At 65.1% G+C, this 14864-nt stretch carries 12 protein-coding genes; 10 read left to right on the forward strand and 2 right to left on the reverse strand.

All coding sequences use genetic code 11. The features are described 5' to 3' along the window. On the reverse strand, nt 1-192 hold a 192-nt coding region (locus tag U4Z64_RS10050; protein ID WP_321819891.1), incomplete at its 3' end, for a hypothetical protein. 174 nt (nt 193-366) lie between these two features. On the opposite strand from U4Z64_RS10050, the gene U4Z64_RS10055 reads away from it, so the two are divergent. Beyond that, nucleotides 367-2442 carry a molybdopterin oxidoreductase family protein gene (locus tag U4Z64_RS10055; protein ID WP_321819892.1) on the forward strand — a complete coding sequence of 692 codons (2076 nt, stop codon included), beginning with the start codon at nt 367-369 and terminating at the stop codon, nt 2440-2442. Between the two features lie 136 nt (nt 2443-2578). Beyond that, complete coding sequence (locus U4Z64_RS10060) at nt 2579-4252, forward strand: long-chain fatty acid--CoA ligase (RefSeq protein WP_257768783.1); 1674 nt, start codon at nt 2579-2581, stop codon at nt 4250-4252. A gap of 442 nt (nt 4253-4694) precedes the next feature. On the opposite strand, the gene U4Z64_RS10065 is transcribed toward U4Z64_RS10060, so the two are convergent. After that, complete coding sequence (locus U4Z64_RS10065; protein ID WP_044844243.1) at nt 4695-5852, reverse strand: porin; 1158 nt, start codon at nt 5850-5852, stop codon at nt 4695-4697. 277 nt (nt 5853-6129) lie between these two features. Here U4Z64_RS10065 and coq7 point away from each other — a divergent pair, with 277 nt between their 5' ends. The 8 genes from coq7 to mraY all read left to right on the forward strand — a co-directional run bounded on the left by coq7 (nt 6130) and on the right by mraY (nt 14844). Then, the gene (gene coq7 / locus U4Z64_RS10070) at nt 6130-6756 is read left to right on the forward strand and encodes a 2-polyprenyl-3-methyl-6-methoxy-1,4-benzoquinone monooxygenase (protein WP_124488218.1); all 627 of its coding nucleotides are present in this window, start codon (nt 6130-6132) and stop codon (nt 6754-6756) included. A 388-nt stretch (nt 6757-7144) separates the two neighbouring features. Beyond that, entirely contained in the window at nt 7145-7573 is a 429-nt protein-coding gene (mraZ, locus tag U4Z64_RS10075) for a division/cell wall cluster transcriptional repressor MraZ (RefSeq protein ID WP_006400450.1), read from the forward strand. Between the two features lie 23 nt (nt 7574-7596). Continuing rightward, nucleotides 7597-8538: a 16S rRNA (cytosine(1402)-N(4))-methyltransferase RsmH gene (rsmH, locus tag U4Z64_RS10080; RefSeq protein WP_044844251.1), complete on the forward strand. Its 942-nt coding sequence runs from the start codon at nt 7597-7599 to the stop codon at nt 8536-8538. After that, nucleotides 8535-8876, forward strand: coding sequence for a cell division protein FtsL (ftsL, locus tag U4Z64_RS10085; RefSeq protein ID WP_044844241.1), 342 nt, complete (start codon nt 8535-8537; stop codon nt 8874-8876). The genes rsmH and ftsL overlap by 4 nt, the downstream gene beginning before the upstream one ends. Beyond that, nucleotides 8873-10720 (forward strand): penicillin-binding protein 2, encoded by a 1848-nt coding sequence (locus tag U4Z64_RS10090; protein ID WP_321819893.1) that lies wholly within the window; start codon nt 8873-8875, stop codon nt 10718-10720. Before ftsL ends, U4Z64_RS10090 begins: the two co-directional genes overlap by 4 nt. Further along, nucleotides 10717-12255 (forward strand): UDP-N-acetylmuramoyl-L-alanyl-D-glutamate--2,6-diaminopimelate ligase, encoded by a 1539-nt coding sequence (locus tag U4Z64_RS10095; protein WP_321819894.1) that lies wholly within the window; start codon nt 10717-10719, stop codon nt 12253-12255. Before U4Z64_RS10090 ends, U4Z64_RS10095 begins: the two co-directional genes overlap by 4 nt. After that, nucleotides 12252-13658, forward strand: a complete 1407-nt coding sequence (locus U4Z64_RS10100; protein ID WP_321819895.1) for a UDP-N-acetylmuramoyl-tripeptide--D-alanyl-D-alanine ligase — start codon at nt 12252-12254, stop codon at nt 13656-13658. The genes U4Z64_RS10095 and U4Z64_RS10100 overlap by 4 nt, the downstream gene beginning before the upstream one ends. 16 nt (nt 13659-13674) lie before the next feature. After that, entirely contained in the window at nt 13675-14844 is a 1170-nt protein-coding gene (gene mraY, locus U4Z64_RS10105; protein ID WP_006752439.1) for a phospho-N-acetylmuramoyl-pentapeptide-transferase, read from the forward strand. Nucleotides 14845-14864 lie beyond the last annotated feature (20 nt).

Genomic DNA, 14864 nt, shown 5'->3' on the forward strand with positions numbered 1-14864 from the left:
AAAGGCGGGGGTTTTTGCATTTGCGGCGCAGAAATGCGCGATCTCGAGCCGTCGAATCTCTCCCGTTTGTTGCTCAAGCCGCAACGCATATCCACTTTCCATCCTCCAGGACCATTTGCCCGCTTGTTCGCTTCTATCTTCGGTCAATAATCGACTCGCGCGAACTCGGCGAAGCCGCTGGCCTGGCACCATTCATACCCGCTCCACATCGTCGCACCGACTTTTCAAAGTTCGTCCCGTATCGATATTCGCCATCGGCCGCCACCGCTTTTTCGCCAAATAGGCCGGAAACTCGTGCGAAATGACGCCTTATTCGGCTCGTCCACGTAGAATTTGCGAATCTCCACCCCAGTAGCATCCAGAACGATGAACGCCGCCACTCAGATAGCTCGGGCCGTATGCCCGCACGATTGTCCGGACACGTGCGCAATGCGTGTGACCGTCGAAAACGGTCGGGCGATCAAGGTCGCGGGCGATCCCGACCATCCGCCGACGCAAGGCGTGCTGTGTACGAAAGTCAGCCGATACGCCGACCGCGTTCATCATCCCGACCGACTCACTGTGCCCCTCAAGCGCGTGGGCGCGAAGGGGGAGGGGCGCTTCGTGCCGATCAGCTGGAGCGAAGCATTCGACGAGATCGGTCGTCGTCTCGGCGAAATCGCCGCGCGCGCGCCGGAGGCGATCCTGCCGTACAGCTACGCGGGAACGATGGGGCTCGTGCAGGGCGAAGGCATCGCCCAGCGGTTCTTCCATAAACTCGGTGCGTCCCGGCTCGAGCGGGCCATCTGCGCGGCGGCCGGCGCAGCAGGGTTGCGCTATACGTATGGCGGAAGCGTCGGCATGCATCTCGAGCATTTCGAGGAAAGCGAGTTGATCCTGATCTGGGGCGCCAACCCGATCGCCTCCAGCCTGCATTTCTGGACCCGTGCGCAGGAAGCCAAGCGTCGCGGTGCCCGTCTCGTCGCAATCGATCCCTACCGCTCGCTGACGGCCGAGAAATGCCATCAGCACATCGCATTGAAACCGGGCACCGACGGAGCGTTCGCGCTCGGCATGATGCATGTGCTGATCACCGAGGATCTGCTCGATCACGACTACATCGCACGCCATACGCTCGGCTTCGATGCGCTCAAGGCGCGAGCCCTGTCCTATCCGCCGGAGCGTGTCGCGCAAATCTGCGGCATCGAGGCGTCGGAACTGATCGAACTCGCACGTCGTTACGGCGCGACCCGCAAGGCATCGATCCGCCTCAATTACGGCATGCAGCGCGTGCGCGGGGGCGGCAACGCCGTGCGCGCGATTGCGAGCCTGCCTGCGCTGACGGGCGCGTGGCGCGACCGGGCCGGCGGGCTGCTGCTGTCGTCGTCGGAATCTGCACCGGTCAATCAGGCGGCGCTGCTGCGCCCCGATCTGATGCCCGGCTGGCCGCAGAAACTGCCGCGCATCATCAACATGAATGCCATCGGCGATGCACTGCTGCATCCGGGCGACGCGACTTTCGGGCCGAAGGTCGAAGCAGTGATCGTCTACAACTCGAATCCGGTTGCGGTTGCCCCCGACTCGTCGAAAGTCGCCGCCGGGTTCGCGCGCGAAGACCTGTTCACGGTCGTTCTCGAGCACTTCAAGACAGATACCGTCGACTTCGCCGACATTGTGTTGCCGGCCACGACGCAGCTCGAGCATCTCGACGTCCACAAGTCGTACGGCCACACCTATGTGATGGCGAATCTGCCGGCGATTCCGCCGGTCGGCGACGCACGACCGAACACCGAAATCTTTCGCGGCATCGCGCGCAGCATGGGGCTGGACGAGCCCGCGCTTTATCACAGCGACGAAGAGGTCGCGCAGGCGGCGCTTCGCTGGGACGATCCGGCACTCGACAGCGACTGGGAGACGTTGAAGCGTGCCGGCTGGCTGAAGCTCAAGGTTGCGGACGCGCCTTTCGCGAATGGCGGCTTTCGCACACCGTCCGGCAAATGCGAGTTCTACAGCGCGCGACTCGAGCAGATGGGCATGGACCCGGTGCCCGATTACCTGCCGCCGTTCGAATCGGCGGAGGCGGCGCCTGAGCTTGCCGCCCGCTACCCGCTCGCGATGATTTCGCCGCCGGCCCGGCACTTCCTGAACAGCACGTTCGTGAACGTGGACAGCCTGCGCAGCACGGAAGGCCAGCCGCATCTCGATATTCACCCGGCCGACGCCGATGCGCGCGGCATCGCGGAGGGCGACGTCGTACGCATATTCAACGACCGCGGATCGATGCAGGCGGTCGCAAGAGTGACCGATCGTGCGCGGGCGGGGCTCGTCGTCGGACTGTCGATCTGGTGGAAGAAATTGTCGGCGGACGGTCGGAACGCGAACGAAGTGACGAGCCAGGCGCTGACCGACCTCGGCAACTCGGCGACCTTTTACGATTGTTTGGTTGAAGTTGAGCGGATTTGACGGAACTTCCAGATATGATCGGACGAATGCGTTCGAAAGTTCGAAGTGGACATCTAACCCTGTTGTCTCAGGACGGGCGAGCCGCTACGATGCGTTTTAGCACGACCATTCGAAAATCAGTGAGGAGACGCGCGGTATGGACAAAATTTGGCTGAAATCGTACCCACCCGGCGTTCCAGCCGAAATCGACGCGTCTCCATATCCTTCCGTCCCGGATCTCCTCGACGAGAGCTTCAGGCAGTATCGCGACCGCAAGGCGTTCGTCTGCATGGGCAAGAGCATCACGTACGGCGAACTCGATGCACTGTCGCGCCGGTTCGGCGCGTGGCTGCAGTCGCGTGGCCTGAAGCGCGGCGCACGCGTCGCGCTCATGATGCCGAACGTGCTGCAGTACCCGGTGGCGATCGTTGCCGTGCTCCGCGCGGGCTACACCGTCGTCAACGTCAACCCGCTCTATACGCCGCGCGAGCTCGAACATCAGCTGAAGGACAGCGGGGCCGAGGCGATCGTCATTCTCGAGAATTTCGCGTCGACGTTGCAGGCCGTTATCGCCAATACCGCCGTCAAGCATGTCGTGGTCGCGTCGATGGGCGACCTGCTGGGCATCAAGGGCTGGCTCGTCAATTACGTCGTACGCAACGTGAAGAAGATGGTGCCGGCCTGGCAGCTCCCGTCGTTCACGCGCTTCAAGGCCGCGCTGTCCGAAGGGGCGCGGCAGACCTTCAAGCCGCCGAAGCTCGGCCCAGACGACGTCGCGTTCCTCCAGTACACGGGCGGTACGACCGGTGTCGCGAAGGGTGCGACGCTGCTGCACCGGAACATCGTGTCGAACGTGCTGCAGGCCGGCGCCTGGCACCATCCCGCGCACGCGAAGTACCCGGAGGTGAAGCAATTCGTGACGGTTGTCGCGCTGCCGCTCTATCACGTGTTCGCGCTGACGGTCTGCGGCTTCCTGACGATGCGCACGGGCGGCATGGGCATCCTGATTCCGAATCCGCGCGACATCGGCGGCATGATCAAGGAACTGAAGGGATACCAGATCTCGACGATTCCTGCCGTCAACACGCTGTACAACGCACTGCTGAACCATCCCGAATTCAACCAGCTCGACCTGTCGAAGCTCGTGATCGCCAACGGCGGTGGCATGGCGATCCAGGAAGGCGTCGCGAAGCGCTGGTACGAGAAGACCCAAACGGCGATCATCGAAGGGTACGGCCTGTCCGAAACGTCGCCGGTCGCGACCTGCAACCCCGTGACGGCGACCGAGTACAGCGGGACGATCGGCCTGCCGCTGCCGTCGACCGAAATTGCCATCCGCGACGACGCCGGCAATGACGTCGCGCTCGGCGAGCCGGGCGAGATCTGCATCCGCGGGCCGCAGGTCATGGCCGGCTACTGGAACCGCCCGGAAGAAACCGCGAAGGTCATGTTCGCGGACGGTTTCTTCAAGACCGGTGACGTCGGCGTGATGGACGCGCGCGGTTACGTGAAGATCGTCGACCGGAAGAAGGACATGATCCTGGTATCCGGTTTCAACGTGTATCCGAACGAGGTCGAGGACGTGGTGGCGTCGCATCCGGGGGTGTTCGAGGTGGCGGCGGTCGGTGTTCCGGACGAGCACTCGGGCGAAGCCGTGAAGCTGTTCGTCGTGAAGAAGGATCCGGCGCTGACCGACAAGGACATCCTCGCGTACTGCAAGGAGCGGCTCACCGGTTACAAGCGGCCGAAACTCGTCGAGTTCCGCACGGAGCTGCCTAAGACGAACGTCGGCAAGATCCTGCGGCGCGAGCTGCGCGACGGACGCGCGTAACACTCAAGTCGAACGAAGGAGCCCGGTCTGTGCCGGGCTCTTTTGTTTGTGGTGCGCATCAGGGCTGCCGCGCCACATCGGAACGGCTCGCGTTCGTCCGGGCGCGCCGCGGCGGGCGGAGCGCCCCGGTCGGGCAGCCCGCAGCCGATTCGATTCGAACGTGGGCGGCACTTCGCTGCATGCCGGAGTCGGCAAACCGTGGCATTCGTGTCGAGTCAGCATCGCGAACGATTCGTCGCCATGAGCGCGTTACCTGGCGATCATTCCGCACACCGCACACCGCACACCGCACACCGCACACCGCACACCGCACACCGCACACCGCACACCGCACACCGCACACCGCACACCGCACACCGCACACCGCACACCGCTTCGCAGCCCCAAAAGAAAAGGCGCCCGAAGGCGCCTTCAAGATGCTGCGGCTTGTCAGGCAAGCTGATTAGAACTTGTGACGGATACCGACACGCGCTGCGACTTGGTTGCTGGTCGTCGACGGATCGAGACCGTTGATCGAAGCATGTGCCTGAACGACGTTGCCTGCCGAGTCGAGCGTGTTGCCCGATGCATGCTGGTACACGCCGATCACGTAGACGTCCGTGCGCTTCGACAGGAAGTAGTCGACGCCCAGCGAGCCCTGATGGTACTTGGCTGCCGAGTTGCCGTCGATCTTGCTGCCTTGCGTGTAGTCGTACGCCGCGCCGACGATCAATGCCGGGGTCAGCTGATACTTGAAGTTGATTTCGCCGTTGTTGAAGGTCGCGGTCTGGTTCACGAACGGACCGACCGAGAAGCCCTTGAACTTCGTGTTCGAGTACGTCGCGCCGATCGTCGCTGCGCCGAACGTGTATGCGCCGCCCGCACCGATGACCTGGTACGTGTTCGCGCTGTTCGCATACGCGCCGTACACGGGCGACGACACGGCCGTCGCCGCAGCCGACGCGCCCGTATTGAACATGCCGCCGAAGTTCGCCGGCGTACGTGCGTTCAAGTAGCCGACACCCAACACCAGCGGGCCGTTGTTGTAACCGGCGCCGAGCGACCAGACCTGGTTCTTCGAGAACTGGCCGGCTTGACCGCCGAAGCTGTACAGGCCGCCGAACGAGAAGCCGCCGTAGGTCGGGCTCGTGTACTTGACCGCGTTGTTCACACGGTAAGCGTTGTTGAAGTTGTCGAGGTCGCCCGGGTGAGCGGCGATGTAGCCGCCCCACTGGTCGCCTGCCTCGAGCGGGCCGACGAAGTCGACGACGGAGTCGTACTGGCGACCCAGCGTGACCGTACCGTACTGGCTCGACAGGCCGACGTAAGCCTGGCGGCCGAACATCAGGCCGCCCTGGCCGAGCTTGCCGGAGTTGACGTCAAAACCGTTCTCGAGCACGAAGATCGCCTTCAGGCCGCTGCCCAGATCTTCGGTGCCGCGCAGGCCGAAGCGGCTGCCTTGCATCACGCCGCTTGCCAGGCCGTACAGGTGGCCGCCCTTGGCGTTGTTGTTGAAGATGAAGCCTTCATCGATGATGCCGTAAAGCGTCACGCTGCTTTGCGCATGTGCAGCGCCAGCAAACGCGCCCAGCGCGACGAGCGCGAGAAGCGACTTTTTCATTAACGGATCTCCAAGAATCACTGAATTTTTTTGGCGGGGCGGATAGTTATGGTGTGTTGACGGGCCCCATCAACTTCGCAAGAAGTCGCACGTAATGTAGCAAAGCCGATTTTTCCGACAAAGCGAAATGCCGTGGCTCAAGGTTGCCATGTTTCCTTTATGCAACAATGGTTAAAATCACGGGTTAACCGCAATTTCCGCTGAATAATCAAGTCGGTTACGTAGCGGAGCACGTGCCGTTGCCGCTCGCGGCAGCGCACGCAGCCAGGAGAACAGGATGGTGTTGGACGAACTGATCAGCGAATTCGATCGCGGCCTGCGATCGCTGACCGGCATTAGCCGGATGAGCCGCCCGGTGCCTGCGCCGGCGGAGCCGCCGGCCGGCGAACTGACGCCCGCGGAGCGCACGCATGCCGCCGGGCTGATGCGCGTGAACCACGTCGGCGAGGTTTGTGCGCAGGCGCTTTATCAGGCGCAGAAGCTGACCGCGCGCTCGTCGTCGTCGAAGGCGATGTTCGAGGAAGCCGCGCGCGAGGAGGAGGATCATCTCGCGTGGACCGCGCATCGGCTGAAGGAGCTCGATTCGCGTCCGAGCCTGCTCAACCCGCTGTGGTACGCCGGCGCGCTCGCGATCGGCGTCGTCGCCGGCACGCTGGGCGACAAGGTCAGCCTCGGCTTCATGGCGGAGACGGAGCGTCAGGTCGAGAGCCACCTCGACGGACACTTGTCCGAGCTGCCGGCGACCGACACGGCGTCGCGCGCGATCGTCGAGCAGATGCGGCTCGACGAGGTGAAGCACGGCAAGGCCGCGACCGATGCCGGCGGGATCGAACTGCCGCTGCCCGCGCGGATGCTGATGCGCGCCGCGTCGAAAGTCATGACGCGGACTGCATACTATCTGTGACATTCGGAGGTGGGCGGCGCATGACGCCGCCCACCTCCGTCACCCATCGATACCGCCCGTTTTTTCCGCGTTTTCCCGCCCCCGAAAGCCCCGTCCGCACGCCAGTCTGGCCCGCCTTTCTCACGTATCACCTTCACAAGTTGCACTAGCTCATTCATTTATAACGGTTTTTGGTATGAGGGGCCGCATGAGCATGTGCGCGTAAGTCCTTGTTCTAACTAACAAAATTCGTCAAAAAACCGGGCCGCTCCCTTGACCGTGCCAAACCCTTCCTCTAAAGTGGGAGACAGTGTGAGAAAGTGTATTTTTGTGTGATTTGGCGGGCTATTCGGGCTAAATTCTTGAGCGTTGAGCGGGTGCTTCGGTGCCCTGAACGGGAGAGCGGAAAGTGTTCCAAGGGGCGTCGGCGCTGACGCTCGATGCGAAAGGGCGGATGTCGGTGCCGGCTCGCTATCGCGAAGCGCTGCAAGGACAGGCAGAAGGACGGGTGACTGTGACCAAGCACCCGGACGGCTGCCTGTTGCTGTTTCCGCGCCCCGAATGGGAGGTATTCCGCGCCAAGATCGCCGCGCTGCCGATGGATGCACATTGGTGGCGGCGGATCTTTCTCGGCAATGCGATGGATGTCGATCTCGACAGCGCGGGCCGGATTCTCGTATCGCCCGAGCTGCGGATGGCGGCCGGACTGGAAAAGGAAGTCATGTTGTTGGGAATGGGTAGTCACTTCGAGCTGTGGGATTCGCAGACCTACATCGCGAAGGAGCAGGCAGCGATGGCGCAGGGCATGCCCGACGCGCTGAAGAATTTCACGTTCTGATTGCGGTGACGGAGACGCCCGCGATGGGAAACGAATTGCAGCATCGGACCGTGCTTCTGGACGAAGCGGTCGATTCGCTCGTGACGCGGCCGGACGGCATTTATGTCGACGGTACGTTCGGGCGCGGCGGTCATAGCCGCGCGGTGCTCGCGCGGCTGGCGGCGGCCGGCCGGCTGATCGCGTTCGACAAGGATCCGAGGGCGATCGAGACGGCGCAGCGCATCGAGGATGCGCGCTTCTCGATCGTGCATGACAGCTTTGCATCGATGCGCGACGCGCTTGCGGCGCGCGGCGTCGAGAAGGTGTCGGGTGTGTTGCTGGACCTGGGCGTGTCCTCGCCGCAGGTGGACGATCCGGCGCGCGGCTTCAGCTTTCGCGCGGATGGCCCGCTGGACATGCGAATGGATCCGACGCGCGGCGAGTCGGCGGCCGAGTGGCTCGCGCGGGCTTCGGTGCAGGAATTGACGGAGGTGATACGGGATTATGGGGAAGAACGGTTTGCTTTTCAGATTGCAAAGGCGCTTGTTGCTCGCCGGGCAGAGTCCGACCGTCTTGGGCCTCTCGACACCACGGGCGAGCTTGCCCAAATCGTGGGTAACGTCGTCAAAACCCGTGAGAAGGGCAAGGATCCGGCAACCCGCACCTTTCAGGCTATACGGATTCACGTCAATCAAGAGCTTGCGGACCTGCAAGTCGTACTAGACGCGGCATTGTCGTTGCTGGAGCAAGGGGGGCGGCTGGTGGTCATCAGCTTTCATTCACTCGAGGACCGGATCGTCAAGCGATTCATGCAGGCGCACGCGAGCGCGCCTGCGGTCGATCGTCGCCTGCCGATCCGTGCCGTCGACCTCCCGAGCCCGCCGCTCAAGATCATCAGCCGTCAGTTTCCGAGCGAAGCGGAAGTTGCCGCGAATCCGCGCGCCCGGTCGGCCGTGATGCGCATCGCGGAGCGCGTCACGCCATGAGCCGCTTCAATATCTTCCTGCTGATCATCGTGATGGGCTGCGCGCTGTCGGTCGTCAACTCGACGAACCAGCAGCGCCAGATCTTCATCCAGCTGCAGCGCGCGCAGTCGCAGGAGCGTCAGCTCCAGCAGGACTACGCGCAGCTTCAATATCAGCAGAGCGCGCTGTCGAAGACGTCGCGTATCGAGCAACTCGCGAACGATTCGCTGAAGATGCAGGCGATCACGACGGGTCGCACCCAATACCTGACGCTGCCGCCGGGCGCCGTGAAGGCGATCGACGCACCGATTCCGGCTTCGGCCGAGACGGCCGCCAAGGGCGGGGGAGGCGCGCGATGAAGCCGGCACAAAAGCGCCAGGACGTGAAATTCTCGTCGAGCCCCGTGCTCGGCGTGCACCTGCCGATGTGGCGCTCGAAATTCGTCGTGTTCCTGCTGTTCATGGCGTTCGTCGCGCTGGCCGCGCGGGCGTTCTGGATCCAGGGGCCCGGCAACGCGTTCTATCAGAAGCAGGGCGAAAGCCGCTACCAGCGCACGATCGAGCTGCCGGCCACGCGCGGCAAGATCCTCGACCGTAACGGGCTCGTGCTCGCGACGAGCCTGCCCGTGCGCGCGATCTGGGCGATTCCGGATGCGGTGCCGGACGATCTCGGCGCGGACAAGGTCAATCAGCTCGGAAAGCTCCTCGGCATGACGCCGAAGGAACTGCGCGTGAAGCTGTCGGAAGACAAGGGTTTCGTCTACGTGAAGCGCCAGGTGCCGATCGACATCGCGGACAAGGTCGCCGCGCTCGACATCCCCGGCGTCTATCAGCGCAACGAATACAAGCGCTTCTATCCGGAGGGCGAGATCACCGCTCACCTGATCGGCTTCACGAACGTCGAGGACGAAGGGCAGGAAGGCGTCGAGCTCGGCGACCAGAAGATGCTGTCCGGCACGTCCGGCGTGCGCCGCGTGATCAAGGACCGGATGGGGCACATCGTCGAGGACGTCGCCGAGCAGATTCCGCCGCACAACGGGACAGACGTCGACCTGTCGATCGACAGCAAGATCCAGTACATCGCGTATGCGAACCTGAAGGCCGCCGTCGAGAAGTTCAAGGCGAAGGCCGGCGCGGCGATGGTGGTCGACGTGCGTACCGGCGAGGTGCTCGCGCTCGTCAACTATCCGACGTACAACCCGAACGACCGTTCGCGCATGACGGGCGAGCAGTTGCGCAACCGGATCATGACCGACGTGTTCGAGCCGGGCTCGATCATGAAGCCGTTTACGGTGTCGCTCGCGCTCGACCTGCACCGCGTGACGCCGAACACGCTCGTCGAAACGGGCAATGGGCATTTCGTGCTCGACGGCGCGCCGATCACCGACGACGCGGGTTTCGGCACGCTGACGGTCGGCGGCGTGATCCAGAAGTCGAGCAACATCGGCGCGACGAAGATCGCGATGACGATGCGGCCCGAGGAAATGTGGAATATGTATACGAGCATCGGCCTCGGTCAGGCGCCGAAGGTCGGGTTCCCGGGCGCGGTGGCCGGCCGCCTGCGTCCGTGGAAGAACTGGCGGCGCATCGAGCAGGCGACGATGTCGTACGGCTACGGCCTGTCGGTGTCGCTGTTCCAGCTCGCGCGCGCCTACACGGCGATCGCGCACGACGGCGAGCTGATGCCCGTGACCATTTTCAAGACCGACCCCAATCAGCCGATCGTGGGCACGCAGGTGTTCAACCCGACCACCGCGCGCGAAGTGCGCGCGATGCTCGAGACGGTGGTCGCGCCGGGCGGCACGTCGCCGGATGCGGCCGTGCCGGGTTATCGGGTCGGCGGCAAGAGCGGTACCGCGTACAAGCATGAAGGTCACGGCTACACGCGCAAGTACCGCGCGTCGTTCGTCGGGATGGCACCGATGCCGAATCCGCGCGTCGTGATCGCGGTGTCGGTCGACGAGCCGACCGCCGGCAGCCACTTCGGCGGCCAGGTGTCCGGCCCCGTATTCTCGGCGATCGCGGGCGATACGATGCGTGCGCTGAACGTGCCGCCGAACATGCCGATCAAGCAACTGGTCGTGTCCGACGACACGCCGGGCGCGCCCGCCAGGACGGGCCCGCAAAAGCTCGCCGCCGGCGGCGGTGCGAAGCATATGATCGTATCCAGCACGACACGTAATTCACCAGGAGTTGTTCGATGAGCGCCGCTCGCAGTTCCCATCCGGCGCATCAGCAGATCGCGGCCGCGCTTGCGTGGCTGCGCCAGCATGTGGCCCCCGCGGCGCAACTGCATGCCGACACGCGCAGCCTGCAGGCAGGCGACGTGTTTCTCGGCTATGCGGTCGACGGGGCAGACAATCGCGCCTTCATTGCCGAGGCCGTCTCCCGCGGTGCGGCCGCCGTGCTGTATCAGCCGGAAGGCCTCGCAGCCGCGCCGGCCGCACCCGTCGCACTCGCGGTGCCGGCGCTCGACCAGCTGGCCGGCGAGATCGCCAGCGGCTGGTACGGCGACCCGAGCGACAGCCTGCTCGCCATCGGCGTGACCGGCACCAACGGCAAGACGTCGTGCACGCACTGGATCGCGGCCGCGCTGACGGCGCTGCACCAGCCGTGCGCGCTGATCGGCACGCTCGGCAGCGGCATGCCGGGGCAGCTGGTGCCGACCGGCTTCACGACGCCGGACGCGCCGCAGCTGCAGCGCAGCCTCGCGCAACTGCACGACGCGGGCGCAAAGGCCGTCGCGATGGAAGTGTCGTCGCACGCGCTGCACCAGGGCCGCGTGAACGGCACGGCATTCGACATCGCCGTGTTCACGAACCTCACGCAGGATCACCTCGACTATCACGGCACGTTCGATGCGTACGAAGCCTCGAAGTCGAAACTGTTCGCATGGCGCGGCCTGCGCGCGGCGGTCGTCAATCGCGACGACGCAGCCGGCCGCCGCCTGCTCGAGAAGCTGGCCGGCCGCGTGCGCACGATCGCCTACGGGATCGGCGACGTGCACGCGGCCGACGCCGATCGCGAGCTGGTCGCGCTCGACGTGCGCGCGACCGCCACCGGCACGGCATTCCGCCTGTGCTCGTCGTGGGGCGACGCGGACATCGAGGTCGGCACGCTCGGCACGTTCAACGTCAGCAACCTGCTCGCGGTGCTCGGCTCGCTGCTCGCGGCCGACCTGCCGTTCGACGCGGCGGTCGCGGAGATTGCGCGGCTCGAGTCCGTCAACGGCCGCATGCAGCGCCTTGGCGGCCGGCTGGCGAACGACGAACCGCTGGTCGTGATCGACTATGCACATACGCCCGACGCGCTCGAGAAGACGCTCGACGCGTTGCGCCCGATCGCGGCGGCGCGCGGCGGCCGGCTCGTCTGCATGTTCGGCTGCGGCGGCGATCGCGATGCGACCAAGCGTCCGCTGATGGGCGCGATCGCCGAGCGGCTCGCCGACGAAGTCGTCGTCACGAGCGACAACCCGCGCAGCGAGGATCCGCAGCGCATCATCGACCAGGTCATCGCGGGCATGACCGCGCCCGATCGCGCACGCCGCATCGAGGATCGCGCGAGCGCGATCCTGCAGGCCGTGCGCGGCGCCGCCCGCGAGGATGTCGTCGTGCTGGCCGGCAAGGGGCACGAGGCAACGCAGGAAATCATGGGCAAGAAGCGCACGTTCTCCGATCAGGATCACGCGCGGCTCGCACTCGCGGCACGCGCGACGCATGGCAAGGGAGGCGGCGAATGACGATGCTCAGTCTCGGCGAAGCCGCCCGCCTGATCCCCGGCGCCACCGTCCACGGCGATCCGGACACCACGTTCGAGCGCGTGTCGACGGACAGCCGCACGGTCGGCCCCGGCGACTTGTTCGTCGCGCTGAAGGGCGAGCGCTTCGACGCGCACGACTTCCTCGGCGACGTGGCCGCGCGCGGCGCGTCGGCGGCGCTCGTCGCACACGTGCCGGCGGGCCTCGCGATGCCGGCGATCGAAGGCGGCGAAACGCGTGCCGCGCTCGGCGCGCTCGCGCACGGCTGGCGCAAACGATTCGCGCTGCCGCTCGTCGCGGTGACGGGCAGCAACGGCAAGACGACCGTCAAGGAAATGATCGCGTCGATCTTCGCCGCGGCGGTCGGTACCGACGCGCGGCTCGCGACGGCCGGCAACCTGAACAACGACGTCGGGCTGCCGCTGACGTTGCTGCGCCTGTCGACCGCGCATCGCCTCGCGGTGATCGAGATCGGCATGAACCACCCGGGCGAAACCGAAGTTCTGGCGCACCTCACCGCGCCGACGGTCGCGCTCGTCAACAACGCGCAGCGCGAACACCAGGAATTCATGGCGACGGTCGAAGCCGTCGCGCTCGAACACGCGGCAGTGATCCATGCGCTGCCACCGGACGGCGTCGCGGTGTTCCCGGCCGACGATGCGTACGCGGGCATCTGGCGCGTCGCGGCGACCGGCAACCGGATCCTCGATTTCGCACTGCATGACGCCGAACGGCAGAACGATGCGCAGGTCGTCGGTCGCCTTCACGGCGGCGAACTCGCGATCGACACGCCGGCGGGCGCCGTCACGGTGCGGTTGCGTGCGCTCGGCGAGCACAACGCGCGCAACGCGCTGGCCGCGACGGCCGCGGCGCTGGGCGCGGGTGTCGAACTCTCGGCGATCAAGCAGGGCCTCGAGTCGTTCGAACCGGTCAAGGGCCGGCTCCAGGTGAAGCAGGCGATCGCCGGCAGCCTCGCGGGCGCGACGGTCGTCGACGATACGTACAACGCGAACCCCGATTCGATGCGTGCGGCGATCGACGTGCTTGCTGCCCATCCGGCGCCGCGCGTGCTGGTGATCGGCGACATGGGTGAAGTCGGCGACGAAGGCCCGGCGTTTCACCGGGAGATCGGTGCGTATGCGCGCGAGCGCGGCATCGATGCGCTGTTCGCGCTCGGCGATGCGTCGCGCGATGCGTGCACGGCGTACGGCGAGACGGCCCGCCACTTCGGCGACGTCGGCGCGCTGGTGACGGCGCTGCTCGCGGCGGGCTATGGCGCGCGGGCGACGGTGCTCGTGAAGGGCTCGCGGTACATGAAGATGGAGCGCGTGGTCGACGCGCTGACGAACCAACCCGCGGCGGGCACGGTGCCCGCCGCACACTGAGTAGAAGGAAGGAAGCATGCTGCTGGCGCTGGCGCAATGGCTGCAGGGAGACGCAAGCTTTTTGCGCTTGTTCACGTACCTGACGTTCCGTGCGGTGATGGCTACCATCACCGCGCTCGGTATCGGGCTCGTGTGCGGACCGTGGGTGATCCGCAAGCTGACGCAAATGAAGGTCGGGCAGGCCGTGCGCAAGGACGGCCCGCAAAGCCATCTCGTCAAGTCCGGCACGCCGACGATGGGCGGCGTGCTGATCCTGATCGGCATCGCGGTCGCGACGCTGCTGTGGGGCGACCTGACGAACCGTTTCATCTGGATCGTGATGCTCGTCACGTTCGGCTTCGGCGTGATCGGCTGGGTCGACGACTACCGCAAGGTCGTCTACAAGGACCCGCGCGGGATGTCGTCGCGCGAAAAGTATTTCTGGCAGTCGGTGATCGGGCTGTTCGCGGCGGTCTACCTCGCATTCAGCGTGTCCGAGGCGAACAACGTGCGCGTGTTCGACCTGTTCATGGCGTGGGTGAGGAGCGGCCTGTCGATGGGGCTGCCGGCGCGGGCCGACCTGATGCTGCCGTTCCTGAAGTCGATCAGCTATCCGCTGGGCGTCTGGGGCTTCATCGTGCTGACGTATTTCGTGATCGTCGGCGCGAGCAACGCGGTGAACCTGACCGACGGCCTCGACGGGCTCGTGATCATGCCGGTCGTGCTGGTCGGCGGGTCGCTCGGCGTGTTCGCGTACGTGATGGGCAGCTCGGTCTATTCGAAATACCTGCTGTTCCCGCACATCCCGGGCGCCGGTGAACTGCTGATCTTCTGTTCCGCGATGGGCGGGGCAGGGCTCGCGTTCCTCTGGTACAACACGCACCCCGCGCAGGTGTTCATGGGCGACGTCGGCGCGCTGGCGCTCGGCGGCGCGCTCGGCACGGTCGCGGTGATCGTGCGCCAGGAAATCGTGCTGTTCATCATGGGCGGCATCTTCGTCGCGGAAACGCTGTCGGTGATGCTGCAGGTGTCGTGGTTCAAGTACACGAAGAAGCGTTACGGCGAAGGGCGGCGCCTGCTGAAGATGGCGCCGCTGCATCACCATTTCGAATTGTCCGGCTGGAAGGAAACGCAGGTGGTGGTGCGTTTCTGGATCATCACGCTGATGCTGTGCCTGTTCGGTCTGTCCACCCTCAAGCTGCGGTAAAGGAAAGGTAACAAGGATGT

The sequence above is a fragment of the Burkholderia sp. BCC1996 genome, from assembly GCF_905339955.1.
GTDB lineage: Bacteria > Pseudomonadota > Gammaproteobacteria > Burkholderiales > Burkholderiaceae > Burkholderia.

Bases quoted from the DNA above. Each gene is read 5' to 3' on its own strand.
- U4Z64_RS10055 (WP_321819892.1), top strand. From the start codon at position 367: ATGAACGCCGCCACTCAGATAGCTCGGGCCGTATGCCCGCACGATTGT.
- U4Z64_RS10060 (WP_257768783.1), top strand. From the start codon at position 2,579: ATGGACAAAATTTGGCTGAAATCGTACCCACCCGGCGTTCCAGCCGAA.
- U4Z64_RS10095 (WP_321819894.1), top strand. From the start codon at position 10,717: ATGAGCGCCGCTCGCAGTTCCCATCCGGCGCATCAGCAGATCGCGGCC.
- mraY (WP_006752439.1), top strand. From the start codon at position 13,675: ATGCTGCTGGCGCTGGCGCAATGGCTGCAGGGAGACGCAAGCTTTTTG.
- U4Z64_RS10090 (WP_321819893.1), top strand. From the start codon at position 8,873: ATGAAGCCGGCACAAAAGCGCCAGGACGTGAAATTCTCGTCGAGCCCC.
- U4Z64_RS10065 (WP_044844243.1), bottom strand. From the start codon at position 5,852: ATGAAAAAGTCGCTTCTCGCGCTCGTCGCGCTGGGCGCGTTTGCTGGC.
- ftsL (WP_044844241.1), top strand. From the start codon at position 8,535: ATGAGCCGCTTCAATATCTTCCTGCTGATCATCGTGATGGGCTGCGCG.
- coq7 (WP_124488218.1), top strand. From the start codon at position 6,130: ATGGTGTTGGACGAACTGATCAGCGAATTCGATCGCGGCCTGCGATCG.
- rsmH (WP_044844251.1), top strand. From the start codon at position 7,597: ATGGGAAACGAATTGCAGCATCGGACCGTGCTTCTGGACGAAGCGGTC.
- U4Z64_RS10100 (WP_321819895.1), top strand. From the start codon at position 12,252: ATGACGATGCTCAGTCTCGGCGAAGCCGCCCGCCTGATCCCCGGCGCC.